A 24,830-nucleotide genomic window follows, 5' to 3' on the forward strand; every position below is an offset into this window, starting at 1 on the left:
GTCGTGAAGGCCCACGGGTCCCCGGTAGCGGGTTCCCGTGACGGCGTACGCCGGCCCCGACCGGCTGGGGTCAGTCTCAACAATGCATTGACACCTAGTCAAGGGTGCGCCTACGGTTCCCGGCCCATACCGCGCCTGCGCTTTTTCCTACCGCGCGCACACGTTCCGTCACCACGTGACAACGATTTTCCGACACCGTGTCGAGCCGTCTCGAACCCTTCTGGAGTGCCCGGATGCGACGTTCCACCTCACCGATTTCGCTCGTTCTGCTGGGCATCGGCACCTTCTTGCTGGTGCTGGCCGCGATGCTCGCCTGGTATGTCGAACCGCGGGCCCAGCGCACCCCCATCGACACCGATGTGACGACCGTCTTCACTGGTCAGGGGTCCTATTTCGATACGAAGAAGGTCCAGACCGTCACGGACGCCCAGCTCACCATCACCCGCAAGGTCCGCGGCGATGTGGCCGACAGCGCGGAGAGCGGCCGGGCCATCTGGGACGTGTCCACGAGCGTCGACACCGACGGCACCCTGCCCGCGGCCGATCCCAGCGACTCGCTCCTGTGGACGGTGGAACGCTGGGTGACCGACCGGAAGACCAACGCGCCCGTGCACTGCTGCGGGGAGACCCCCCGATTCGACGGCGAGGCGTATCTGAAGTTCCCGTTCAACGTGGAGGACCGTTCGTACCGCTGGTGGGACTCCACCCTGGGCGCCACCGTGGAGCTCAAGCGCGGGGGCGAGAAGTCGATCCAAGGCCACAAGGGATACCGGTTCACCGGCGAGGTCGACCCGGTGAAGACCGGCACGCGCCAGGTGCCCGCGGTGCTGGTCGGCTCGGACCAGGGCGGCCAGATCCTGGCCGAGGAGTGGTACGCCAACACCGGCATCGAGCTGGTCGTGGACCAGAAGACCGGGCGGATCCTGTTCGCGGCGATCGGGCCGCAGAAGACGCTGCGGGCGCCCGGCGCGGAGTCCTCCCAGAAGGACGTCGTCCTGCTGGCCAGCGACCGTATCGCGTTCACCGAGGAGACCCAGAAGAAGCAGGTCGAACTGGCGAGGGCCGACAACCGCAAGCTGCGGCTGGTGGGCGTGACGGCGCCCGCGGGAGCCGGCGGACTGGGCCTGCTGCTGGCCGTCGCGGGCACGTTCCTGGTGGCGCGGGGACGCCCCGGGGACACCACTTCGGTCACGGCCGTCGCGCCCGTACCGGAATCCTCACCCCGGTGATGAGGTACGCCGGGTAACAGGTGCGGAATTTGTCACCCCGGTGAGTAGCCGCAGCGAACCACGGGGCGAAAACTGTCCATCCCACCCACCCGAACACACGATCCGTGCGAAACCCCGTCACATCCGAGCGGCCCCGGCACCCTCCGGGGCGGCTCACCCGGACCGGAACCCCGCCGGAACCGCGCGCAGCGACCGTTGCTCCCCGGCACGGTTCCGGCCCCGGGTCCACCGGTCCCTCCCGCTTCACCCCGGTACCGCCGGGTACCTCCCCGGTACCCCCGTACCCCGCACCGTCACGTACCTTCTCGCACCGCCCCGCACCCCCGTTCACCGACCCCTCCTGCCGTCCCGCCGTCCCGGCGTCCGCCCGGCCCCGGGACCGCACCCGTCATCCGTCCGCCCCTCCGTGCCGAGAGTGATCCCGCACCACGACCGCCGCACGGTCCGCTTCCCGAGACGAGTCGGAGCACCAATGCCCCAGCACGTGCCCGCTTCGCTGCGCACGGCCGGTTCCCGGCCCGCTCAGCCCCCCGCGGCGCCGCCCGTCGAACCGCGCCGCATCGTGTTCCTCTCCCGCCGGGACCTCGGCAACTCCGCCGCCGGCGGTTCCGAACTCCTGGTCGACCGGCTGGCCGACGGCCTCACCCGCCTCGGGCACGAGGTCACCCTGGTCTGCGGCGGCCCGGCCGCCCGACGCGACTACCGGGTGGTGTCGGCGGGCGGCGACCTCGGGCACTTCCTGCGCGCCCGGGGCACCCTGGCCCGGCGGGTGGGCGAGTGCGATCTGCTGGTCGAGGTCTGCAACGGCATGCCGTATCTGGCACCGCTGTGGCATCGCGGTCCCACGCTCTGCCTGGTCAACCATGTCCACACCGATCTGTGGGACATGCGCTTCGGCGGCCGCGCCCTGGCGCCCGCCGGAATGCTCGGGCGGCGGCTGGAGCACTGGGCCCTCAAGGAGGCGCAGCGGCGGAACCTGATGGTCGCGGTCTCCCGGTCCACGGCCGGGGAGCTGCGCGGTATCGGCGTGGACCAGGACCGGATCCGCGTGGTGCACAACGGTGTCGAGGAGCCCGGGCCCGGGCATCCGCGCTCGCCGGAGCCGCTGTTCGTGGCGGTGGGCCGGCTGGTGGAGTACAAGCGGATCGACCTGCTGCTGCGGTTGTGGGAGCGGGTCAGGCCGGTGACCGGCGGACGGCTCGTCATCGTCGGCGACGGTCCGGAGCGGGACCGCCTGGAGCGGCTCGCGGGCGCCGGTGTGGAGTTCACCGGCCATGTCTCCGAGGCGGAGAAGCACCGGCTGCTCTGCTCGGCCTGGCTGCTGCTGCATCCGTCGGCGGTGGAGGGGTGGGGCCTGGTGGTCACGGAGGCCGCCGTCCGCTCGACCCCGACGGTCGGCTTCGACGTGCCCGGGCTGCGGGACTCGGTCGACGACGGGGTGACCGGGGTACTGGCCCGCGGGGAGAGCTCGTTCGCCGCCGCCTGGTGCTCGCTGGCCCTCAGCGAGGAGCGCCGGTCGGTGATGGGGCGGGCCGCCCGGGAGCTGGCCGCCGGATACACCTGGGAGAACACCGTACGGGCGTTCCGCGATGTCGCCGTGGAGGCCGTCGCCGTGGAGAACGCCGCCCGTGGCCGGGCCGGGGCGGCGGAGCGGCGGCCGGAAGCCCGGCGGAGCCCGGTACGCCGGGCGGGCGCGGTACCCCGGGAGAGCGCGATCCGCGCCCTGGCGGTCCCGCGGCCCGCCGTGCGCTCCCTGCGGAAGTGAGGATCCATGTCAGCCCCTGGTCCAAGAGTCCGCGCCGTCGCGGGCACCTCCGGCGTGCCACGGCCGACCTCTGGCCGGACGGCGCCGAAGGACCCCTCCTTCCGGCGCTCGCTGGCCCTGTTCCGGGCCTTCATGCGGGAGCGTGACGACCCCGAAACGTGCTATTCGCTGCTGGCGCGGGACACCGCCGACCAGATAGAGGCGTACGGCGGTCCGGTCGACGGGCGGATCGTCGTCGACATCGGCGGCGGGAGCGGGTACTTCACCGAGGAGTTCCGGCGGCGCGGCGCCCGCAGTTTCCTCTTCGAACCCGATCCGGGGGAGCTGGGGCCGGTCCCGCCCGAGGGCGCGGTCGCCGCGGACGGCTATCTGCTTCCGCTCGCGGACGGTTCGGCGGACGTATGCGTCTCGTCCAATGTCCTCGAACACGTCGACGATCCGCAGACCTTCCTCAGCGAGATGGTCCGCGTGACCCGCCCCGGCGGTCTGATCTACGTCTCGTTCACCAACTGGCTGTCCCCCTGGGGCGGTCATGAATGGGCGCCCTGGCACTATCTGGGCGCCGAGAAGGCACGGGCCCGCTACGAGCGGCGTACCGGCCGCCCCGCGAAACACACCCTCGGCGAGAACCTCTTCGCCGTCCATATCGGTCCCACCCTGCGCCAGGTACGGGCCAGGACCGATGTCACGGTGGTCGCCGCCCGGTCCCGCTACTGGCCGTTCCTGGCCGGTGCGGTCACCCGGGTGCCGGTCCTGCGTGAATTCGCTACCTGGAATCTCCTCCTCATTCTTCGGCGGTGTCCATGACCAGTACGGCCCCAGCGGCCCAGGCTCCCCCTCCGGCTGCCGCCCGGACGACCGGTGCGACCCAGGACCCGCCCGACGGGCCCCGGTCGCGGCGGTGGCTTCTGGGTTTCTGGGCCGTGGTGTTCGTGCTCTTCCTGGCGGTGTCGCCGGGGCGCATGACGTTCGAGACCAAACTCGGTGTCGCGGCCGACCCCTGGCGGTTCATGGCCGATCTGGGGCAGCTGTGGCAGGACCGCGGCGGCTTCGGCGGGCTCACCGACCAGTACATCGGGTACGCGTTCCCGATGCTCCCCTACTACGGCCTCACCGATCTGCTGCAGCTGCCGGTCTGGCTGGCGGAGCGGCTGTGGCTGTCGCTGGTGGTCGCCACCGCCTTCTGGGGAGCGCTGCGGCTGGCCGAGCGCCTGACCGTCGGGACCCGTTCGGCCCGACTGCTGGGCGCCGCGGTGTACGCCCTGTGGCCGACGTACACCATCGTCGTCGGGTCCACGTCGGCGGCCGCGCTGCCCGGCGCGCTGCTGCCGTGGGTGCTGCTGCCCCTCGTCGACGACCGGTACAGCGCGCGGGTCGCGGCACTGCGGTCCGCCGTACTGATCCCGTTCATGGGCGGCGTCAACGCGGCGTCGACCCTCGCGTCGCTGCTGCCGGTGGGGCTGTATCTGCTGTCCCGGCCGAACGGTCCGCGCAAGCTCCGGCTGATTCTCTGGTGGACGGCGGGGGTTCTGCTGGCGACGCTGTGGTGGGTGGTCCCGCTGCTGCTCCTCGGCGCGTACGGCGAGAACTTCCTGCCGTACATCGAGACGTCGCAGATCACCACGGACACCATGGCGGCGACCGAGACCCTGCGGGGCGCCGGCAACTGGGTGGCGTATCTGAACCTCGGCGAGGCCTGGCTGCCCGCGGGGTGGAGCGTCGCGGCCTCGGTTCCGGTCGTCCTGGCGTCCGCGCTGGCGGCCGCCCTGGGCCTCGCCGGGCTCGCCCGGCGGGATCTGCCGGAGCGCCGCTGGCTGGTGCTGACCGTGCTGACCGTCGCGCTGCTGACGCTCGCCGGGTACGCGGGGAAGTCCGGCGCGCCGTTCGCCGGGTCCGTACAGGACCTGCTGGACGGGGCGCTGGCGCCGTTCCGGAACATCTACAAGTTCCAGACGGGTCTGGCGCTCGCCCTGGTCCTCGGGCTCGTCCATCTCGTCGCCGTCGCCGAGCGGGAGCGCGGGGCCCGGCCCGGCCACGGGGTCCGGTGGGGTCGGCGTTACGCCCCGCTGATCGCGGGGGCGCTGGTGCTTCCCGGGCTGCTGCTGCCGTACGCCAACGGGTCGGTCCTGCAGCCGGGTTCGTTCCAGAAGCTGCCGACCTACTGGGAGGCCACGGCCGACTGGCTGAAGAAGAACTCCCCGGAGAGCCGGGCCCTGGTGGTCCCGGCGACCGCGCACGGCATCTACACCTGGGGCTCGCCCATCGACCAGCCCCTGGATGTGCTCGCCGACTCCCCGTGGGCCCAGCGCGACTACGTGCCCTTCGGTACGCCCGGCAACCGGCGTGCCATGGACGCCGTCGAGCAGGCCCTGCTGACCGGCGGTGAGATACCGGGGCTGCGGTCCTTCCTGGGCCGGGCGGGACTGCACTACGTGGTGGTCCGCAACGATCTGGACCCGGATCAGATCGGCTATGTGCCGACCCCGACCGTGAAGCGCGCCCTGGAGCAGTCCGGCTACGAGCGGGTCAAGGCCCTCGGCCCGGTGATGACCGGCGGCCGGATCGCCGACGACACCCCGCTCCAGGTCGAGGGGCTGTTCCCGCGGCAGCGGGCGGTGGAGATCTACGCTCCGGCGCGGACCGAGGAGCCCGGCCGGGCCGGGGTGTACGCCGCCGCCGACACGGCCGTGGTCTCCGGCGGACCGGAGTCGCTGCTGCCGATCGCCGCCGACGCGGCGGTGCGGAACCGTCCGACCGTACTGGCCGGGGACAAGCACCCCGGGGTCGACAAGCCCGCTTACCGGATCACCGCCGACGGGCTGCGGCGCGCCGACACCCGCTTCGGCCTGGTGAACACCAACACCTCGTACACGTACACCGAGGACGAGCGGAACCACTCCGACAGCGTGCAGGACCCCGGGGACGCGCCGCACCAGATCCTGCCGGTGAAGGGTGCCGGACGGCAGACGGTCGCGGAGCTGCGGGGCGCGCGTGAGGTGACGGCGTCCTCCAGCGGCAACTGGCTGTTCCATCTGCCGCAGTACGACCCGGTGAACGCCTTCGACGGGAACCCGGAGACGGCGTGGGCCACGGGTGTGCCCGGCAGCTCCGAGGGTCAGTGGCTGCGGATCGACTTCGACGGGAAGAAGGATCTGCCGTCGACGATCGACGTGACCCCGCTGCCGCGGGACGGTGTGCGGTCGGTCCCCACCCGGGTGAAGGTGGAGACCGAGCAGGACGACGTGATCAGTCCGCTGGCTGCCAACGGCAAGCCGCAGACCATCGCGGTCCCGCCCGGTGAGACGGGCTGGGTGAAGATCACCATCCTGGACGTCGAGTCCGGGCGGCCCGGTCTGGTCGGCGCGGGCTTCGCCGAGGTCGCCATTCCGGATGTCACCGTGACCCGGATGCTGAAGCTGCCGGTGGACGGCGCGGGTACGGACGCGACGGCCGACCTGGTGTCGCTGCACCGGGCGTCCGACCCGGGCGGGCTCTCCCCGTCCGGCACCGAGTCGGGGCTCCACCGCTCCTTCACCACGGAGACCCCGGGAACGTACGAGGTCGCGGCGAGCGCGGTACCGGTGCCCGGCGAGGCGCTGGACGAGCTGCTGTACAAGGTGGTGCCGAAGACCGCCGCGCAGGAGCGGATCGTCGCCACCGCCGAGTCCACCGCGAAGCTCGGTGCCGGGCTGTCGGCCCGGAATCTGACCGACGGCAATCTGGCGACCGCGTGGATCGCCGGGAACGAGCCGGTGGTCCGGCTGAAGTGGACCAAGCCCGCGAAGGTCGACTCCCTGGTGCTGGCCGGGGCCGGTGGACTGTCGTCCCGCCCGACGAAGATCGAGATCAGCTCGCCGCACGGCGCCGCGATCGCGAACGTCGACGACAACGGCTGGGCCCGGTTCGACACGATCACCACCAACGAGCTGGAGATCAGGGTCACCCGCACCGCTCCGGTGACCCTGCACAACCCGCTCGCCGACGAGGACCTCCAGCTCCCCGTGGGCCTGACCGAGGTGCATGTCCCGGCGCTCGCCGCGGCCCGCACCGCGCAGCTCCCCACCGATCAGCCGTTCGCGCTGATGTGCGGTGAGGGACCGGCCCTGCTGGTCGGCACAACCCTGCACCCGACCCGGGTGACGGGCACCGTGCGGGACCTGGTCGAGCGGCGGCCCGTCGAGGTGACGCTCTGCAAGGAGGGCACGCAGGAGACCGCCGGGCTGGACCTCGCGGCGGGCACGCACACGGTCGAGGCGGGGGACGCGGGTCCGCTCGCGATCACCGGGGTGTCGCTCACCCGGGGCGCCGCGGTGACGCCCGCCATGGCGGGCCGGGAGCTGACCGTCGGCGACTGGGAGGCCGACCGCCGCGAGGTGTCGGTCGGTCCGGGCGCGGCCTCGTATCTGACGACGTACGAGAACTTCAACGACGGCTGGAAGGCCACGCTGAACGGCAAGGAGCTCTCGCCGGTCCGGCTCGACGGCTGGCAGCAGGGCTTCGCGATCCCGGAGGGCGAGGGCGGTACGGTCGAGCTGTCGTACGAGCCGTCCCTGGTGTACGGGATCGGGCTGATCGGCGGCGGGGTGGCCCTGCTCGCGCTGATCGGTCTGGTGCTCTACCGCAGGCGTGAGGAGAACCCCGAGCGGGCGGCGGAGACCGCTCCGGCGCCCGTGCCGGACGGTCCCGGGACGGTCCTCGGGCTGGTGGCGCTGACCGTGGTGGCCGTGGTCGTCGCGGGCTGGTTCGCGCTGCTTGTCCCGGCGCTCGCGCTGATCGCCCTGCGGCGTCACGCACTGCTGGTGCCGATCGCCTTCGCGGCGATGGCGGCGGCCGGAATCGCGGCGGCCACCGGTGCCGGTGAGGCCCCGGCCGCCGGGGAGGGGGCGTTCGGGCACCCGGCCCAGGTGCTGGCGTTCATCGCGCTCTTCGCGGCGCTGGTGACGGTCGGCGGGTTCGGGCGGCGCGGGCAGGCGCCCGCGGCGGGTGCGGACTCCGGGACCTACCCGGACCTGCGGGCCGCCGGTCCCGACGGGGGTACGGAACACCCGGGGGCGCCCGCTCCCACTGCTCCGGGCACTCCCGGCGCGCCCGGTGCGCCTGCTGCTCCGGGCACCCCCGGTGCCCCCGGCGCTCCCGGAGGTGGCGTCAAGTGACACAGGAGGACGGGCCGTCGCGCTCCCTCGCGGCCGGGCGGCCCGTCCTCGTGCCGTTCCCGGTGGTCGACGAGATCACCCGGCACTGTCTCCGGGACGACGAGCCGGAGACCATCCATCTGGAGGTCCGGCTGCCGGGACGGCCCGACCGCGACCGGCTGCGGAGCGCGTTCCACGGCGCGCTCCGCAGCCATCCGCGCGCCCAGGTGCGCCAGGCGGCGGGCTCCTGGTACCGGCGCCGCTATTTCTGGGAGTTGACCGGGGAGCCGGACCGGGGTGTGGACGTGGTGACGTTCCCGGCTCCGGAACCCGACGCGCTGGAGCGGGCCAGGGCGCGCTGTCTGGCCTCGGCTCCCCCGCTGTCGGCGTCCCCGCCGCTGCGGCTCGAAGTCGTGGACGACCCCCGGCGGACCGGCGGTACGGTCCTGTTCCTCACCGTCAACCACACCGCGCTGGACGGCCCCGCGGCCCTGCGGGTCCTCGCGACCGCCGCCGCCCTGTACGGCGGCCGGCCGGACGACACCCCGGCGGCGCCCCCGGTCCGTACCGCCCCCGGGGACGGCGCCGCGGCCGCTCCGGGACCGTCTCCCTGGGCGCGGCCCGCCCGGGTGGCGCGCGGCACCCCGCCGGGTGTCCCCGGCAACGGGGTGCTGGTGGCCGGCCTGGACGTACCGCGCCGCCCGCCCGGCGCCGCGTACACCGTCAACGATCAGCTCCTGGTCGCCACCGCGCTGACCGTCGGCCGCTGGAACCGGGAGCACGGCGCCCGGCCCCGGCCGGTGCGGATCACCATGCCGGTGGACGACCGGCCGCGGGGCCCCGAAATGCCCATCGGGAACGGCACCCGGCTGGTCGAGGTCCCCTTCACCGCGGCCGAACTGGCCGCCGGCGAGGGGGGCACGGACGCCGTGGGCGCGCTGCTGCGCCGTACCGCGGGCCGTACCCGCGCCCTCAAAGCCGTACCCCGCCCGCAACTCGGCCACGGGCCCGCCCTGCTGACGGCCCCGGTGGTACCGGCGGCCTGGCGGGGCGCCGTCACACGCGGTCTGCGGCGGGCGGCGGGGCCGTGGACGTCCACGGTCCTGCTGAGCAACATCGGACGTGTCCCGTACGCCCTGGACTTCGGCGACGCGGGCCGCGCGGACGCCCTCTGGTTCTCGGCCCCCGCCCGGACACCCCGCGGCCTGAGTGTGACGGCGGCGTCCACCGGCGGGCGGCTGCACCTGGCGCTGCGCTGGTCGACGGAGCGCCTCGCCCACAAGGACGGGGCGCGGCTGCTGGAGCTGTTCGAGCGGTCGCTGGCCGCGACGGAGACGGCCACGACCGGGAACGGCGGGGCGACGGAAGGAAGCACGGGATGACGACAACGGCCCGGCCGCACACGGAAGCGGCCACGGGCACCGGCACGGACCCGGGCACGGCCCTCGCCGCGGACACCGGCACCGGCCCCGACCCGGCCGCGGCAACCGCTGCCGGCACGGGCCCGGAAACGGGCCCCGGCACCCACCCCGGCAGCACATCCGGCAAGGCCTCCGGCAACGGTCCCGGCACCAGCCCCGGCAACGCCTCCGGCGATACCGGTCCCGGCAGGGCACCCCGCGGACTGCGGGAGTTCTACGAGAACCCGGCGGTGCCCGTCGCGTCCGGCGACGCCCGCAGTCTCCGCCAGGCCCGGATGCTCGCCGCCGCACTCGGCCCCGCCACCGCCCGGGCGGCCGTCGTCCTCGACGTCGGCTGCGGCGACGGGACGGCGGCGGCCACCGCGGCACCGCTGCTCACCGGGCACCGGGTCGTCGGGGTCGACTGGTCGCAGGACGCCCTGCGCCGGGCCCGGACCCGGCTCACCGACGTGGTCCGCGGCGATCTGGGCGCGGGCCGGCTGCCGTTCAGGTCCGGGGCGGCCGACGCCGTACTGTTCAGCGAGGTGATCGAGCATCTCGTCGACCCGGACACCGCGCTGGACGAGATACGGCGCGTACTGCGCCCCGGCGGGCATCTGATGTTGTCCACCCCCAATCTGGCCGCCTGGTACAACCGGGCCCTGCTGCTCGCCGGTGTGCAGCCCGTCTTCTCCGAGGTCAGCCTGCGCGGTATCCACGGCCGTCCCGGCAGCGAGGTCGTCGGACACCTCCGGCTCTACACGGCCAGGGCGCTGCGGGAGTTCGTGGCCGCGTCCGGTTTCGAAGTGGTGCGGGTGGCGGGCGCGCCGTTCCACGGGGTACCGCGTCCGCTGCGGCCGCTGGACCGGCTGGCGTGCGCGGCGCCCTCGCTCTCGTCGATCCTGCTGCTGCACGCGCGGAGGACGTAGGCCGTGTGGTGGGGGGTGACCGCCGCGCTGCTGGCGAACGTGCTCTACAGCACGGGCTTCGTCCTGCAGAAACGGGCGCTCGGGGGCATGCCCGCCGTCTCGGTCCGGGAGCCCGCCCGGCTGCTGCGGCAGGTCCTGGGGCGGCCGCTGTGGATCGGCGGCGCACTGGCGCTGGCCGCCGGGTTCGGAGCACAGCTGATCGTCTACCGGACCCTGCCGATCGCGGCCGCGCAGGGCATCTTCGTCTCCGGGCTGGTACTGCTCCTGCTGCTGTCGGCCCGGGTGCTCGGCGAGCGGACCACGGCGCGGGAGCGGTTCGCGATCGGCGCGATCCTCGGCGCCCTGGTGATGGTGGTCCTCTCCCTCTCCCCGGACACCGACACCGTGGGCGCCGACGCTCCGGTACCGCTGATCCTGCTGGTCTGTGTGCCGTTGCTGGCCGCCGGTGTCTGGCTGTACGCCGCCACCGAGCGCCGGGCCGGGCATCCGCACCGGAAACCGACCGCGGGGGTCGAGTACGCGGTCGCCCTCGGGCTGCTCTACGGAGTCAGCTCACTGGCGGTCAAGGGGCTGTCGGGCCTGCTGCCCGCACCCCTCGCCACGGCGGCCTCCCCCTACCCCTACCTCCTGCTGTTCACCGGCGCGTTCGGCCTGGTCATGTCCCAGGCCGCCCTGCAGCGCTGCCGGGTCTCCCTGATCGTGCCCGTGTGCACGACGGTGACGAGCGTGTTCACGGCCGTCCTGGGTACGTTCGCGTTCGGCGAGGCGCTGCCCGACGATCCGGCGCGGCTGGCGCTGCGGGTCGGGGGGACCCTGCTGGCCGTGTCCGTACTCCTCGTGATGCCGAAGCACGATCCGGCCGCCCCACCGTCCCCGTCGTCCCCGACGACCCCCGCTGAGGAGCTGACCGCCCATGAACGCCGATGACCCGCTGCTGGCCATCCTCGTCTGCCCGCTGGACAAGGGACCGCTGCTCCTGGTGAACTCCACGGCGCCGTCCTCCACCACGGCCCCGTCGGACGGCGACGCCCTGTACAACCCCCGGCTGCGCCGCCTCTATCCGATCGTGAACCGCGTCCCGCAACTGCGCCCGGCGTCCGGCATGCCGGTCTCGGACGAGGACCACGCCCGCCTGACCGGCCCGGCCGGCCCGACCGGCCCGAATGACAGCGCCCCGACGAGCGGCAGCGGTTCCCGGCGCTCCTGACGGGAAATTCCGTCGGGGAAATTCCGTGGCCTGCGGGGAACCGGGCCCGGCATCCTTCCTCCATGCACAGGGACGACGACCATCACCGGCGTACGAGGTACACGCTGTCCGATGCGGAGCACGGGCGGGGCTGGGGTGTGTGCGCCGAGGTGGACGGGCTGTTCGGGGAGCCCGGCCGGGGCACCTACGAGCTGTTCGGCTGGACCCCGTCGGCGGACGTACGCGGCTGGGTCGGCAGCAGGGTGTGGCTGGTTCCGGACGACGAGGCGCTCGGCCCCTGGTGTCTGGAGGACGCGGAGAGTCCGGGGCGCCGCCCGGGGGCCGACGGCCTGGTGCTCACCGGCCTCGACGACTACGAGGGCCCGCCCGAGGGGTACCGGGGCGAGGTGCGGGTGCATGACGGCCGCCGATGGCTGGGGTCCGGCCGGGAGTTGACCCGTATCCTCCCGGCCGCGCGAACCGCTCACCTGCTGGTCCTGCGGGGGCTCGCCCCGGGGGACCACTTGCGTGCGGCGCTGGCGAAGGGCACCCGGCGGGCGCTGGACCTGGGCGAGGCCACCCTGGAAGTGACCGACGACCGGGGCGACCCGCTGACCGATGTGCTGCTGCGGGCCACCGTCAAGTCCTGGGGGCCGTCGGCCTGCGGACCGGATCTGATCGACCTGGAGCTGGACGGGGGCCTCGACGTGCCGGTGCCCGCCCATGCCCGGCCGGTCTGGGAGCAGTGGTTCGCGGGCCCACCGGATGTCTCCGGAGCCTGGTCCGGTCTCGGCACCAGGTCGCGCGGCGCCTGGCACGATCTGGTCCGCGAACGCGCCTTTCAGCGCGTCCACCACGACCGCCCCGCCGGTCACGCCTATGTGCTCGACGGCCGGCACATCACCGACGTCCCGGGCCTGTATCTGGCCCTCGGTGAGGCCGTGAACGGGCCGGGCGGCTACTTCGGCAGTTGCCTGGACGCCGTGGTCGACTGCCTGCGCGGCACGTTCGGCTACACCGCCCCGGCGACCCTGCTCTGGCGGGACGCGGCGGTCGCGCGCGAGCGTCTGTCCCCGGCCCTGACACCGGAGGGCGAGCCGTACGACCTGTTCGCGGAAGTCCTCGCGGTACTGGCCGAGGGCGGTATGCGCGTCACCACGGCATAAGCCGTCTCCCGCGCGACGCGTGCGTCAGCGTCCGTTCCGCGTCGTCCCGCCGCCGGGCCGGAACCGTACGGCGGGACCGGCCGACCGGACCTCGGCGTCCGGTGCCAGGTGCAGACCGGCCAGGGTAAGGAATTCGCCGAGCCCGATCCGGCCGCCGCCGGTTCCGTCGTCCCACCGGCTCAGCAGTCCCGACGCTTCACCGTCCCAGGTATCCGTGTCCTCGCCCGGGTGCTCCTCGACGATTCCCTCGCCGTGCCGGTACCTCAGGTACAGGTACCGGCCGTCGGCCGTCCAGGCGTCCCACTGCGCCGGAAACTCCGCGCTGGTCTCCACGACCCGGACCAGGGCCGTGTCCTCGGGGAGAACGGTCTCGACGACGATGAGTTCGTCATCGAGGGCGAGCAGCCTGATGGTCCCCTCGGGAAAGCAGAGCGCGAGACCGGCGGGGAAGCGGACCCGGCCGTCGTCGTAGCGGATCTCCCGGACCGTACCGATCGGCTCTCCGAGGTACCGGGTCAGAGGCGTCTCGGGCGTATCCGTCTCGACCAGGACACTGCCGTATTCGCCCATGGAGTACGGCTCGTGCGGCCGGTCGGTACGCAACGACAGACCGGTTCCGGGGGTGTGGCACTGCACGGGACCCAGCCCCTCCAGGTGCAGCCACAGGTGCAGCAGCGACCGGTCCTCGTCGCCGTAGCGATGCCAGGACGTGGTCACCCGCAGCAGCCGCTTCCCCACGAGGTCCTCGGCGGACACCTTCACTCGGTCGGTCATCCGCCGATGCTCGCACGGCTCCGGCCGGGGAGCATCCGAGTTGTCCTGCCCCCTGGACTCCGGCCGTCGACGGACGGGGCGGTCCCTGCGCACCCCCCGGTGTCGTCCGTCCGCCTCAGGACAGCAGCAGTACGCCGCCCGCGGCGGCCATCACCGCGGCGGTGGTGCCGTGGATACCGTAGTACGCCCTGGCGGGGCCGCCGCTGCGCCTGGTGATGAGCGCGTCGCCGGACGCCACTGCCGAGCCCGCCAGCATCATCCAGCCGTGCAGAGCAGTGCTGCCGCCGAGCAGCACGACCAGCAGGAAGAGCCCCGAGCCGATGTCCCGGACGCCCTTGACGGAGAGCCAGGCCCGGAAGACGGGGTCATCGGTGCGGGTGCCGGGGATTCCGAAGTCCGCCGCTGCCTGCGGGACCCGTAGGCAGCGGACACCGATGACGATGATGCCGACGGCGATCGACCAGGTGATGACGGTGGCGACAGTGGTAGCGGCACCGGGCACGGCGGACCCTCCTCTGCTCACGCGGCGCCGGGCGCTGCCGAGCGCCGCTCGGGTTTCCGGCGATGCTAGATATAGCGCTGGCCCGATGTCTAGCAGTGCTAGAATTTTGCTCGTGTCAATCATTCGGAACCGCCGCGAGCGGGAGCGGGCCGAGCGCCGCCGCCTGATCCTCGCCGTGGCACGTGAACTGGCCGAGGCCGAGGGCTGGGAGGCGGTCACCACCCGCCGCCTCGCCGAGGGTGTGGAGTACAGCCAGCCGGTCCTCTACAGCCACTTCAAGGGCAAGGACGCCATTGTCGCGGCCGTCGCCGAGGAGGGCTTCGCCGAGCTTGCCGAGAAGCTGCACCGGGCCCGTACCGCCGCCCGCGGAACCGATCCGCGGCGCGGTCTGCGCGCCGTATGCCGGGCCTATCTGCGCTTCGCCGTCGACCATCCGGCCCTCTACCGGGCGATGTTCGTCATGCCGACACAGCTCGTGTTCGCCGCCGACGAGACGCCCGCGGCGCTGCGCGCGGCCTTCGACGCCTTCGTGGCGGCGCTGCCCGAGGGAACGGCGGACCGCGAGGCGCGTGCCGAACTGCTGTGGGCCGCCCTCCACGGGATCTCCGCCCTGTCGGCGACCGGGCGCGTCCCGGCGCACGGCGAGAGCACCCGGCTGGACCTGCTGGTCGAAGGGATCGCCCCGGGCGGCCGGTAGCGCCTGCCGCACCGCCCGGGGCGAGATATCTCGTCCTCGGCGGGGGTCGTAGCCCCCGCCGCTCGCGGCCGGCCCCGGCTGCCGTACAGGCCGCGAGGGCCGGTCAGTTGCCGGTGGCGAGAATGTGCGCGTCACCCGTGGGCAGGCCGGTGATGCCGACCTTGCGGGCGTTCACACCGAGGGAGTTCCAGCCCTGCCAACTGCCGGATGCGTAGCGGATGTTGTGGCGGACGGTGGTGCCGCCCGCGATCGTGAGGACCTGGACATCGCCGTTGGGCATCGCGGCGAGGGCCGCCTCCGTCACCGAGCCGATTCCGGCGACGTTCCCCCAGGCCTGCCAGCTGCCGCCGACGAAGCGGGTGGTGTGGTAGAGACCGCCGTCGTCGCCGATCGCGAGGAACTGGGCGTCGCCGTTCGGCAGACCCGCGACGGCGAGGCCGGAGGCTTCGAAGTGGGGAGCGCCGCCGTAGCCCGCGACCGCGTTCCATCCTTGCCAGCTGCCGTTCGCGTAGCGCGCGTTGTGGTAGACCTTGCCGTCGAGACCGACGATGCCGAGCTGGAGATCACCGTTCGGCATGCCCGTCGCGGTGACCTTCCGCGCGCCCCACTGGGAGACGGCGGACCAGCCCTGCCAGCCGCCGTCGGCCCGGCGGATGTTGTGGTAGACGATGCCGTCGTTGCCGACGGCGACGACGTGCGCGTCGCCGTTGGGCATACCGGCGACGGCTGCCTCCGTGGCGGCGAACCGGGGAGCCCCGTTGTATCCGCCCAGGGGCTGCCAGCCCGTCCAGGTGCCGTTGGCGTAGCGGGCGTTGTGGTACAGGTTGCCGTCGGTTCCGGTGCCGAGGACCTGGACGGAGCCGTCCGGTGTCGAGGTGATGGACTGCCGGCTGCCTTCGAACCGCGCGGCGCCGTTGTAGCCGTGCAGCGGGGCGAACGACGTCCAGTGCCCGGTGGCGGCGCGAACCGCGTGGCGGAACTCTCCGGCGTCGGCCGGGGCCGGGTAGGGGTCGGCGTGATCGTTTCCGAGGCCGGCCTCGCGGCCGCATTTGGGCCAGGCGCCGGGCCCCTGGGCGGCCAGGACCTTCTCGGCGATCAGGATCTGCTGCTGCTTGGTCGCCTCGTGGGCGTAGGCCGCGTACTGTCCGCCCTCGAAGGCGTCCCAGGTGCTCTTGGCGAACTGGAGCCCGCCGTAGTACTTGGGCGTGGTGTTGCTCACGATGTGCCAGTTGCCGCTGCTCTCGCACTGGGCGACCTTGTCCCAGGTGGCCACCGAAGCGGCCGAGGCGGAGGGGGCCGTGAATCCGGCGAGGAGGAGGGCGGCGATTACGGGGACGCCGGGCAGGGCGCGGGACGGTCGGGGACGGCGCATGGGTGGATCGGCTCCTGTCGTAGGGCACGGCCGGGGGCCCGCGCCGATCGGCGGAACGGCGGAGCGGCGCGGGGCACCGGGTGGCGGGGAAGGGGGTTCGGTCAGCGGGCGGTGGCGAGTACCTGGGCGGTGCCGTCCGGCATACCGGCGATCGCGACCCGGTGCGCGGCGAACCGCGGCGCACCGTTGTAGCCGTTCAGCGGGGCCGGAACGTCCCAGTGGCCGGAGGCCGAGCGGATGCCGTGGTAGACGTTGCCGTCGTTGCCGACGGCCAGCAGTTGTGCCGCGCCGTTCGGCGTCGTGGTGATCGCGATGTCCGAGGCCGAAAGGCGGGACGCGCCTCCGGCGCCGCCGAGCGGGGCGAACTCGGTCCAGGTTCCGTCGGCCCGCCGGATGCGGTGGTAGGCGTTGTGGTCGTTGCCGATGGCCACGATATGGGCGGAACCGTCGGGGGCACCGGCGATCGAGACGACGGAGGCGGTCATCCGGCTGCCGCCCCCGTAACCGTTGAGGGGCTCGAAGCCGGTCCAGGAGCCATTGGGGTAGCGGGCGTTGTGGTAGACGTTCCTGTCGTTGCCGACCGCGAGGACCTGAGCCGAGCCGTCCGGGGTGGTGGTGACGGACACATCGGCCGCCGCGAAGCGGGCGGCCCCGGCGTAGCCGCCGAGCGGTTCGAACGCGTTCCACTGGCCACTGGCGAGCCGGATGGTGTGGTAGAGGTTGCCGTCGTTGCCGACCGCGAGGACGTGTGCCGAGCCGTCGGGCGCACCCGCGAGGGAGGTGGCGGCCGCGGCGAACCGGGAGGCGCCGTCGTATCCGGCGAGCGGGGCGAAGCCGGTCCAGGTGCCGCTGCTGTAGCGGGCGTTGTGGTACAGGTTGCCGTCCGTGCCGACACCGAGGACCTGGGACGAGCCGTCCGCTGTGCCGGTGATGGCCACGCCGTTCCCGTAGAAGGACGGGGCCCCGGCATAGCCGTTCAGCGGGGCGAAGCCGGTCCATGAACCGTCGGCCCGCCGGTACTGGTGGAAGAAGCGGCCCTGGGACTCGGAGGGCTGACCGGCGTCGTCCACGATCCGGCGGTACCGGAATGCCTTCATCCCCCTGGTTCCCAAATTCGCGAGAGTCACCTCGCGCTGGCGGGTGGGGCCCGCCGTGCTCCACTGCTCCATGATGACGGCGGTCGTGCGGTTGCTGTCCGTCCACCGGACGAAGAGCATCACATGAGTCTCAATGTTGTTGAAGACGTCGCCCGGCTGCGCGTCCTGGAGGTTCGGCAGCTCCTGGGAGACTCCAGGCAGAGTCCAGGTGACGTAGCTGTGGGGGAGCTGCCAGGCCATGGAGACGAATCCCGAACAGTCCTGCCGGTAGCGGCCTCCGGTCCGGCTGTCGTACCACCAGCCGTACGGCGCTGTGGTTCCGTTGGGGCTGTACGGGACTTGGAGGTCCACCCAGACCTTGCCACGGGCCAGTACCTGGGAGCGGGTGACCTGCCCGCCGGTGGACGCCCCGTTGCCCAGAAGGCCGGTGGAGGTGACTGGGTAGTATCTGCCCACCAGGCTCCCGTCTGCCGGTGCGGCGACGGCCCTCGATACGGCACCGGTGGCCAGGGGGACAAAACCGGCGGCCGCCAGTGCGCCGGCACCACGGAGTATCGAGCGTCTGCTGGGCATGTTTCTCCTCGGAACGTTGGTGAGGGATATGCGGTACGCGTCACGGAGCCGGATGAACCACGGCCGGACGCGGGATGGTTCCTGCCACGGCGGTGTCCGCCGCCGGTGACCGGGGCGGGGCAGGGCGGGCGGTGACCTGTGCCCCGTCCGGGCGCCGGGACGGAAGAGGGCCGCCCCGGAACCGTCCCGGTCCGGCCGTCGCCCGCAACCCGCCCGCCGCGGGGGACGGCCGGACCTCGGTACCGGTCCCGCGGCCGGCTGCGCCGCGTGCGCAGCGGGATACCCCGGGCGTTCCCCGTACTTCCCCCCTTCTTCGCCCAGGGCACCGTGCACCGGCCGGACCGGCTGACACGAAGGTAGGCGGCGGCCCGGCGGGCCGGTATCTCAGCGGTGCACGGTCGTGCGACACGGCTCCTTCACCGGTGCATGGTTACCGTCGGGCGAGGTGGGCGGAGGCGGTTCCGGTCGCCGGTGCGCACAGTTCGTCGAGGGCGGTGAAGGCGGCGACCAGCTCGTAGAGATCGCTGCCCCCGGCGATCAGCCGCTTGTCCAGCAGCAGCTCCGCACTGCGGAGATGGTCGCGGACGGTCTGGGGGTGCAGGTCGAGACGCCGGGCCGCGGGGTCGACGCCGCAGTTCTCCTCGATCCATACGCACAGCGTCCGGCGGAGGTCGCGGTCGTCGTCGGCGAGCGGAGCGAGGACATGGTCCGCCCAGTCGCGGACACGTGCTCCCGTCAGGAGGTGGCGCAGACGGGGCGCCTCGCCCGAGCCTCGTTCGGCGGTGCTCTGCAGGTCCTTGAAGTTCAGCGCGATATGCAGCGTGGCGCGCGTGCGCACGTCGTCGAGGTCGGCGCCGAGCAGGGCCGCGGCACGTGCCATCCGGGCCCGGACGGTGTTACGGCTCACCCCGAGGATCTTCGCGGAGCTGACCGCCGTGTAGCGCAACCCCAGGGACATCGTGGTCATCAGCCGGACATGCTCCTGGAGCGGCACGGTGTAGAGCGGGCTCAGTGTGCTCAGCGCCCATGAGCCCGCCCGGTCCGGTTCGAGGAGATCCGACAGGTTCGTACGAGCGCGGTGCCCGACCGACGGGCGGAGGGCGAGCTTGGCCGCGACGAGATTCCGGCAGGCGTTCTGGTACGCCGCTTCGGCACCGGCGGGCGGGTACCAGCTGCTGCTGCCCAGATGGACGGTGCTCCGGTCGGCGGCGTAGGCGGACAGCGTTCGCTTCACCTGTCCCGCCTCCGGGCCGGTGACGAACGGGGCGACGACGACCGCCCGGCCGGGATGGCTCGGGCACGGCACCACGAGGGCCTGCCCGCCCACCAGGGCGTCGCATTCCCGGACCGTCGCCTCCCGTACACCGGCGGCCGTCTCCAGCACCAGGACGGTCACCCACGGGGTGTCCAGCAGGCCCGGCCGCACCCCCGCCACGGCACGCCGGGCCGACGACACCTCGCCCATCACGAGGAACTGCCAGACCGCCGACTGCAAATGGCCGACGGCCTCGTCCGCCCTACGCCGGTCCGCGTTCGCCTCCGCCGCGCGCAGCAGCAGTTCCAGCACCGTGGCGGCATGGCCGACGAGTGCCGCCGACTCCGGGTCGAAGGGCGCGTCCCGGGCGACGACGAGAACCGGATGGGGGCCGGCGGGCCCCAGGGCGAGCAGCCGCAGCCATCGGCCGTCCTCCTCCACCGCCGCGGACCGCGGATGGCCCGTGGCCATGGAGCGCACCAGTGGTCCGCCGCCTTCGGCGTCCGCGTCCCTCAACACGGCCGAACCCCCGACCGTTCTGCCCAGCCAGTCGGTCAGCCTGCGTATCTCCCGTGCGCTTCCCTCCCGGCCGGGACGCGCGTACGTCAGCAGCTCCGCGAGGAGTGGCGAGGCTTCTCGGGCTTTCGTGACGCCGTGTTCCGTGACGGCGTGATTCGTGACGGCGTGATTCGTGACGGTCGGACCTCTGTCGCCGGTCATAAGCAGTTCCCCCGTTGCTTTCCGGAGTGCCCGGTTCCCAGGCACTCGGCCTACGGGCCCGCACCCATGCACCCCGCCGCAGCCCGGACCCGGGATGCCGTCGGTCAGGTGGCACAGGTGGCATCGGACGATCACGGCGGTACGGGGCACTCCGAGGGGCCCGGCCTGCGTGGTGAAGCGCTACGAACCCTGCCCGCGCCATTCGGAGGCGAGGATCGCCCAGATCTGCTTGTCGTGCCGGACACCGTCCACCGGCCAGGCCTGGCGCCGTACACCTTCGAGAACCATGCCGAGCCGCTCGGCCACCGCCGAGCTGCGCTTGTTGTCGGCCCGGCAGTGCCATTCGGCGCGGTGGAGGCCGCGGTCGGTGAAGGCCCAGTCGAGCAGGGCCCCGCAGGCGGGAGTCACCAGGCCGCGGCCCTCGGCCGCGGGCTCCAGCCAGCAGCCGATCCCGCAGTTGCCCGCACCGGCGTCGAAGTCCGTGAACATGACGCCGCCGACCAGGGTGCCGCCGGTCCGGATGCCGAAGAGGCGCCCGCCGTCCGCCGCCTGGCGTTCGGCGTAGCGGCGCAACAGGGATCGCGCCGCGTCGACCCCCTCGGTGGCGAAGCCCTGTCCGACCCATGGCCGTATGTGCTCGCGAGCGCGGTCCATATGGGCGGCGAACTCCGCGGCATGCCATGTCTCCAGCGGTGCCAGGCGGGCACCGCCGTCCTGCAGCGGTAGGGAGAACATGCAGCCTCCATTCACACAACAGTTGTTATGAATAGGTACGGTAGCAGCATGCCACGCAGCAAGGGAGATCACGAAGCCCGTCGCCGTGAAGTGTCGGAGGCGGTCTGGCAGGTGCTGGCCGAGCACGGTTTCGGCGGGCTGACCCTGCGGGCCGTCGCCGCCCGGCTCGGCGCCACGACCGGTCTGCTCACCCACTACTTCCCCGCCAAGAAGGATCTGGTCGGGTACGCCCTGGACCTGCTCGTGGAACGCACCGCGGCCCGCCCCCGGCCGACCGGTGGGGAGGGTCTCGACGCGCTGCGGACCGCCATGCTGGGCGTCCTTCCCCTGAACGCCGAGGCCGTCGCCACCAACCGGATCTGGGTCTCCTCCTGGGACACCGCGCTCGCGGACCCCGCCCTGAGCGACGACTTCGCCCGCAAGTACGCACAGGCGCGCGTCACACTGCGGGACCACGCGGCCGCCGCCCAGCACCGGGGCGAGCTGCCCCCCGGCGACCCCGGACACATCGCGGCCGGAGCCCAGTCCTTCCTGCTCGGCCTGGTCGTCCAGACCCTCTTCGACCCGGCGGCGTTCCCGCCCGGGCGTCAGATCGAACTCCTCGACGACTATCTGGCAGCACTGACCACCGGCCCTCGCGGCTCCGGGCACTGACCGGCCACTGACCGGCCGACGCCGGCCCGGGCGCCCCCTCAGCGACTCCCCCGGCACCCGCCCCGGCACGGCGGTCTCGACGTCCGGCTGCGGCAGTGCGGGGCGTGCCGGGGCAGCCGGGCGGCGGCCGGGGTCAGCGGGGTGCCGGTCGCCAGGGCTTCCGGGGGCAGGGACAGGGAGCGGGCCGCGGTGGCCGCCACATCGGCGAGGGTTTCCGCGTCCGCGAGGAGGTCCGTGCCGGATGCCTCCGGGCGGTGGACGAGGACCGGGACGTACTCCCGGGTGTGGTTGGCGTGGCCGATCGTGGGGTCGTTGCCGTGGTCGCCGGTGACGATCAGACGGTCGCCGGGGGCTGAGAGCAGGGACATCAGCGCCGCCAGTCCGGTGTCGGCCTGTTCCAGCAGGCGCGCGTACCGTACGGCGTCCTGCTGGTGTCCGGCCAGATCCGTTTCCTGGATATTGGCGACGACGAGCGCGTCGGGCCCGGCGGCCGCGGCCTCCAGGGTGTGGGACAGGACCTCGGCGGTCGCCACGGCGGGCCGGTGCACCGCCGGCCCGCAGACGAGGATGTCCGCGGCCTTGCCGACGAGGGTGACCGGCAGGCCGGCCCGCGCGGCCAGTTCGGGCAGCTGGCGGACCGGGTCGAGCGGCGCGCCCAGATGCTGTACCCGGAGACCGCCGTTGCGGTAGAGACCGGAGGCGGGGGTGTCGAGCCCCACCGTTCCCCCGTCGCCGGAGCGGACGAAGCGGAGCAGCGGGCCGTCGGCCCGCCCGCCGACGGCGATCACCCTGGCCACCGGCGCCGTGCTCCGGACGGTGCGGGCGACGGCCAGGATGCCGCCGGGCCCGTCGAAGGGGACATCGGCCAGGTCGCCGGAGACGTTCCAGTTGATCCCGGGGTCGGATTCCAGGTTGTCGTGCACCAGTACGGCCCCGTCGACCAGCAGCAGCGGCCCGCCGTCCGGCCGTTCCGCCCGGTGCCCGGCCGCTTCGAGCGCGGCCGTCACCTCGTCGAGATGCCCGGCGAGACGGGCGACGGCCACCCGGCTGAAGTCGGCGCCCATCATGGTCTGGTGCCCGGCGAAGGTGTCCGCGCCCGGGTAGCCGGGGGCCGCCCGCCCCGCGGCCACCGGCAGCAGGGTGGTGCGGGGCAGGTCCGGGTGTGGATGGACCAGTCCGAGGCCCAGGGCGCCCAGGGCCGGGAGCCGCAGCGGGCGGCCGAGTGTGCGGCGTGCGTGGTCGAGGACATGCCCGCAGGTGTCGGCGGCGAGGTCCGCGAAGCGCGGGGTGCCCGCGTCGGGCATGGCGCCGATACCGAAGCCGTCGATGACGACGATGACGGTCCTGCTCACTGGTTCTCCTTACAGCGCCCGGCCCCGGGCGTCGTAGAGGCCGGTCAGGCGGGGGGTGCCGGACGAGAGGCCCGAGACGACGGCGACGGTCGAGCGGGTGACGAAGATCTGGGTGCGGAAGGCGAGCAGCGCGGTGTCCCCGACCCGTACGCCCCTGCCGCCGCCGGGGGCGTCGAGCAGCCGGTAGTAGTCGATGTTCTCGGCGGGCGCGCCGATCACCCCCGGGCGGGCACCGGTGCGCGGCAGCAGTGCGGTCCGGACGCCGGAGCGGGGGTAGAAGCCGCCGCCGTGGATCGCCGGGCGCCCGTCGTCGAGGATGTGGGCGACCTCGCTGACGTACAGATAGGCGGGCTTCTCCGGCTGGTGGGGGTCGAGTGCGTGCAGCGGGGTCGTTCCGGTGAGGGCGTGGCCCGGTTCGCCGTGGGTGGCGCCGAGTTCGGCGAGCAGCGGGAGGGAGGCGGCGGAGGTGGCGCTGGGGGCGCTCAGCAGCAGGTCGTGGTGGCCGCGTTCGGCCAGTAGCCGGCGGGCCGCCAGTGCCGTACGGAAGTTGGCGGTGGCGGTCGGCACTCCGGTCACCGGGTCGCACAGGACGCAGGGGAAGGCGGTGACGCCCGCGATCCGGATGCCGTCGAGCCTTTCGGCCGCCTCGGCGAAGTCGGCCAGCCGGGCCAGCGGTACGCCGCCCTCCTGGCCGGGGTAGCAGGCGCCGTCGGTGCCTTCCAGCCTGATCAGGACGGGCTGGACGAATCCCAGCGCGCGGGCCGCCTCGGAGACCGCCCGGGCGTTGGCCGGGTCGTAGACCGTGACGTGCGACGGGCGCCCGGCGAGGATCCCCGGCAGCGAACGGGACGGGATCTGCACCAGGTGGCCGACATTGCCGAGGCGGGCCCCGGCGGTGCGGAGGGTACGGGCTTCGTCGGCGTCGATGGCGGCCGCGGCGGGGATGTGCCGGGCGACGGCGCGGATCAGCTCGGGGTTGCGGCCGAACTGCTTGACGACGAACCAGAGCGCGATACCCGTCCGTTCGGCGCCGGCGGCGAGCAGCGCCGCGTTGGCCTCGACGGCGTCGAGGTCCATGACGTACGTGTCGGGAGGGACGGCACCGCTCGTGTGCAGGGCGGACGCGGCCTCGGCCAGTTCGGGGTTGCGGGTGAGGACGGTGTCGAGGAACAAGGGTCAGTGGTCCTTCAGGGCGTCGAGGACGGCGAGCGAGCGGCGCAGGATGTCGATGACGAGATCCGCACCGGCTCGCATGGGGTTGACGCGTACGGTCCAGCGGGCCAGCTCCGGGGAGTCGGCGAGGACGGAGCCGGACAGCCGGTAGAACAGCGGGGCGATCTCGTACCGGGAGTTGGAGCCGACGGGGTAGGGGGCGGCCCCGAAGTGGGCGGCCGCCGCGGGCAGCCGTTCGGCGACCGGCCGGTCGAGGCGGATCAGGACGGAGCGGTCCTGCACATTGGCGATGCGTACCTCCGCTACGCCGCGGACCTCGCCGGCCGCGAGGCGTTCCGCGATCTCGGCGGTCACCCTGGACTGCACGGCCCACAGCACCGGGACACGGGTGAGGGCGCGCAGGGCCGCCAGGGCCTGGTGCCCCTGGACCTGGCCGCCGCCGGAGTAGTTGTCGTCGCGTACCCGGGCGATCAGGTCGCGGGCGCCGGTGACCAGTCCGACGCCCTCGGGTCCGTGGAGTTTGAAGAGGGAGAAGCAGGAGGCGTCGGCGCCCAGTTCGACCCCGGTGGCGGGGGTGCGCAGGGCGGCGTAGTTGTCGTCGACGACGGTACGGACCCCGGCCGCCCGGCAGGCGGCGACGGTCCCGGCGAGGTCGTAGGAGTCGGCGAGCCGCTGCCGGGTGTGCTGGATGTACGCCCACCGGTACCGGCCCGAGTCCAGGGCGGCGGCGAGCGCCGCCGGATCGTTGTAGTCCGCCTCGCCGGTCTCGGTGCGCAGGCTCGCGAGGGTGGTGGCGGTGGTGCGGTAGACCGGGGCCCGGTGGACGAGGAGCGGTTCACCCGGCGGTACGGCGGCGGCGAGGGCGGCCCGGATCGCTCCGGTGCCCGCGCCCTGGACGAGGGCGGCGTCCTCGGCGCCGAAGAAGTCCGCGAGCACGGCCTCGGTCCTGGCGGTGGTCCGGGGCCGGCCGAGTCCGGGGACGTTTCCGGTGTCGGCGGTGAACAACTGCTCGCCCTCGAAGTGCGCGGCGGTGGCCTCCAGCAGCCGGAACTGCCGTGCGACGGCTTCCTCCAGGCCGGTCGTCGCCAGCGGGAAGGTGGTGGGCAGTACGGGTTCCAT

Annotated in this window: 20 protein-coding genes; 11 read left to right on the plus strand and 9 right to left on the minus strand. The window is 73.3% G+C overall.

All coding sequences use genetic code 11. The annotated features are described in order from the left end of the window. Positions 1-233: 233 nt before the first annotated feature. The 9 genes from ACWDR0_RS17175 to ACWDR0_RS17215 all read left to right on the plus strand — a co-directional run bounded on the left by ACWDR0_RS17175 (position 234) and on the right by ACWDR0_RS17215 (position 12,807). Positions 234-1,229, plus strand: a complete 996-nt coding sequence (locus tag ACWDR0_RS17175; RefSeq protein ID WP_456352507.1) for a DUF3068 domain-containing protein — start codon at positions 234-236, stop codon at positions 1,227-1,229. A 472-nt stretch (positions 1,230-1,701) separates the two neighbouring features. Continuing rightward, positions 1,702-2,994: a glycosyltransferase family 4 protein gene (locus tag ACWDR0_RS17180; RefSeq protein WP_456352508.1), complete on the plus strand. Its 1,293-nt coding sequence runs from the start codon at positions 1,702-1,704 to the stop codon at positions 2,992-2,994. Positions 2,995-3,000: 6 nt separating this feature from the next. Further along, positions 3,001-3,801, plus strand: a complete 801-nt coding sequence (locus tag ACWDR0_RS17185; protein ID WP_456352509.1) for a class I SAM-dependent methyltransferase — start codon at positions 3,001-3,003, stop codon at positions 3,799-3,801. Continuing rightward, positions 3,798-8,147, plus strand: coding sequence for an alpha-(1->3)-arabinofuranosyltransferase domain-containing protein (locus ACWDR0_RS17190; RefSeq protein ID WP_456352551.1), 4,350 nt, complete (start codon positions 3,798-3,800; stop codon positions 8,145-8,147). The genes ACWDR0_RS17185 and ACWDR0_RS17190 overlap by 4 nt, the downstream gene beginning before the upstream one ends. Beyond that, complete coding sequence (locus ACWDR0_RS17195; RefSeq protein WP_456352510.1) at positions 8,144-9,508, plus strand: condensation protein; 1,365 nt, start codon at positions 8,144-8,146, stop codon at positions 9,506-9,508. The genes ACWDR0_RS17190 and ACWDR0_RS17195 overlap by 4 nt, the downstream gene beginning before the upstream one ends. A 242-nt stretch (positions 9,509-9,750) precedes the next feature. Then, positions 9,751-10,455, plus strand: coding sequence for a class I SAM-dependent methyltransferase (locus ACWDR0_RS17200; RefSeq protein ID WP_456352552.1), 705 nt, complete (start codon positions 9,751-9,753; stop codon positions 10,453-10,455). A 3-nt stretch (positions 10,456-10,458) separates the two neighbouring features. Further along, positions 10,459-11,382, plus strand: a complete 924-nt coding sequence (locus ACWDR0_RS17205; RefSeq protein WP_456352511.1) for a hypothetical protein — start codon at positions 10,459-10,461, stop codon at positions 11,380-11,382. Further along, positions 11,369-11,662 carry a Trm112 family protein gene (locus ACWDR0_RS17210; RefSeq protein ID WP_456352512.1) on the plus strand — a complete coding sequence of 98 codons (294 nt, stop codon included), beginning with the start codon at positions 11,369-11,371 and terminating at the stop codon, positions 11,660-11,662. Before ACWDR0_RS17205 ends, ACWDR0_RS17210 begins: the two co-directional genes overlap by 14 nt. A 62-nt stretch (positions 11,663-11,724) precedes the next feature. Then, positions 11,725-12,807 (plus strand): barstar family protein, encoded by a 1,083-nt coding sequence (locus tag ACWDR0_RS17215; protein ID WP_456352513.1) that lies wholly within the window; start codon positions 11,725-11,727, stop codon positions 12,805-12,807. Positions 12,808-12,831: 24 nt separating this feature from the next. Here ACWDR0_RS17215 and ACWDR0_RS17220 read toward each other — a convergent pair whose 3' ends face one another. Both ACWDR0_RS17220 and ACWDR0_RS17225 read right to left on the minus strand, forming a co-directional pair. After that, entirely contained in the window at positions 12,832-13,581 is a 750-nt protein-coding gene (locus ACWDR0_RS17220; RefSeq protein WP_456352514.1) for a hypothetical protein, read from the minus strand. Between the two features lie 115 nt (positions 13,582-13,696). Beyond that, entirely contained in the window at positions 13,697-14,083 is a 387-nt protein-coding gene (locus tag ACWDR0_RS17225) for a DUF4267 domain-containing protein (RefSeq protein WP_456352515.1), read from the minus strand. A 112-nt stretch (positions 14,084-14,195) separates the two neighbouring features. On the opposite strand from ACWDR0_RS17225, the gene ACWDR0_RS17230 reads away from it, so the two are divergent. After that, positions 14,196-14,780: a TetR/AcrR family transcriptional regulator gene (locus ACWDR0_RS17230; protein ID WP_456352516.1), complete on the plus strand. Its 585-nt coding sequence runs from the start codon at positions 14,196-14,198 to the stop codon at positions 14,778-14,780. 103 nt (positions 14,781-14,883) lie between these two features. On the opposite strand, the gene ACWDR0_RS17235 is transcribed toward ACWDR0_RS17230, so the two are convergent. From ACWDR0_RS17235 to ACWDR0_RS17250, 4 genes are all read right to left on the minus strand, one after another. Further along, positions 14,884-16,152: a transglycosylase family protein gene (locus ACWDR0_RS17235; protein ID WP_456352517.1), complete on the minus strand. Its 1,269-nt coding sequence runs from the start codon at positions 16,150-16,152 to the stop codon at positions 14,884-14,886. A gap of 101 nt (positions 16,153-16,253) precedes the next feature. After that, positions 16,254-17,705 carry a hypothetical protein gene (locus ACWDR0_RS17240; protein WP_456352518.1) on the minus strand — a complete coding sequence of 484 codons (1,452 nt, stop codon included), beginning with the start codon at positions 17,703-17,705 and terminating at the stop codon, positions 16,254-16,256. 547 nt (positions 17,706-18,252) lie between these two features. Continuing rightward, positions 18,253-19,797, minus strand: a complete 1,545-nt coding sequence (locus tag ACWDR0_RS17245; RefSeq protein ID WP_456352519.1) for a helix-turn-helix domain-containing protein — start codon at positions 19,795-19,797, stop codon at positions 18,253-18,255. Between the two features lie 180 nt (positions 19,798-19,977). Then, complete coding sequence (locus ACWDR0_RS17250; RefSeq protein WP_456352520.1) at positions 19,978-20,532, minus strand: GNAT family N-acetyltransferase; 555 nt, start codon at positions 20,530-20,532, stop codon at positions 19,978-19,980. Between the two features lie 48 nt (positions 20,533-20,580). Between ACWDR0_RS17250 and ACWDR0_RS17255 the strand changes: the two genes are divergently transcribed. Then, a complete protein-coding gene (locus tag ACWDR0_RS17255; RefSeq protein ID WP_456352521.1) occupies positions 20,581-21,186 on the plus strand; it encodes a TetR/AcrR family transcriptional regulator in 606 nt (201 codons plus the stop codon). Between the two features lie 38 nt (positions 21,187-21,224). Here ACWDR0_RS17255 and ACWDR0_RS17260 read toward each other — a convergent pair whose 3' ends face one another. Genes ACWDR0_RS17260 through ACWDR0_RS17270 form a run of 3 tightly spaced genes read right to left on the minus strand, consistent with a single transcriptional unit; the run spans position 21,225 to position 24,830 of the window. After that, positions 21,225-22,538 (minus strand): phosphopentomutase, encoded by a 1,314-nt coding sequence (locus tag ACWDR0_RS17260; protein WP_456352522.1) that lies wholly within the window; start codon positions 22,536-22,538, stop codon positions 21,225-21,227. A 9-nt stretch (positions 22,539-22,547) separates the two neighbouring features. After that, positions 22,548-23,711 carry an alanine racemase gene (locus ACWDR0_RS17265; protein WP_456352523.1) on the minus strand — a complete coding sequence of 388 codons (1,164 nt, stop codon included), beginning with the start codon at positions 23,709-23,711 and terminating at the stop codon, positions 22,548-22,550. A gap of 3 nt (positions 23,712-23,714) precedes the next feature. Further along, complete coding sequence (locus tag ACWDR0_RS17270) at positions 23,715-24,830, minus strand: aminotransferase class V-fold PLP-dependent enzyme (protein ID WP_456352524.1); 1,116 nt, start codon at positions 24,828-24,830, stop codon at positions 23,715-23,717.

The sequence above is a fragment of the Streptomyces sp. NPDC003691 genome (genome assembly GCF_053981115.1).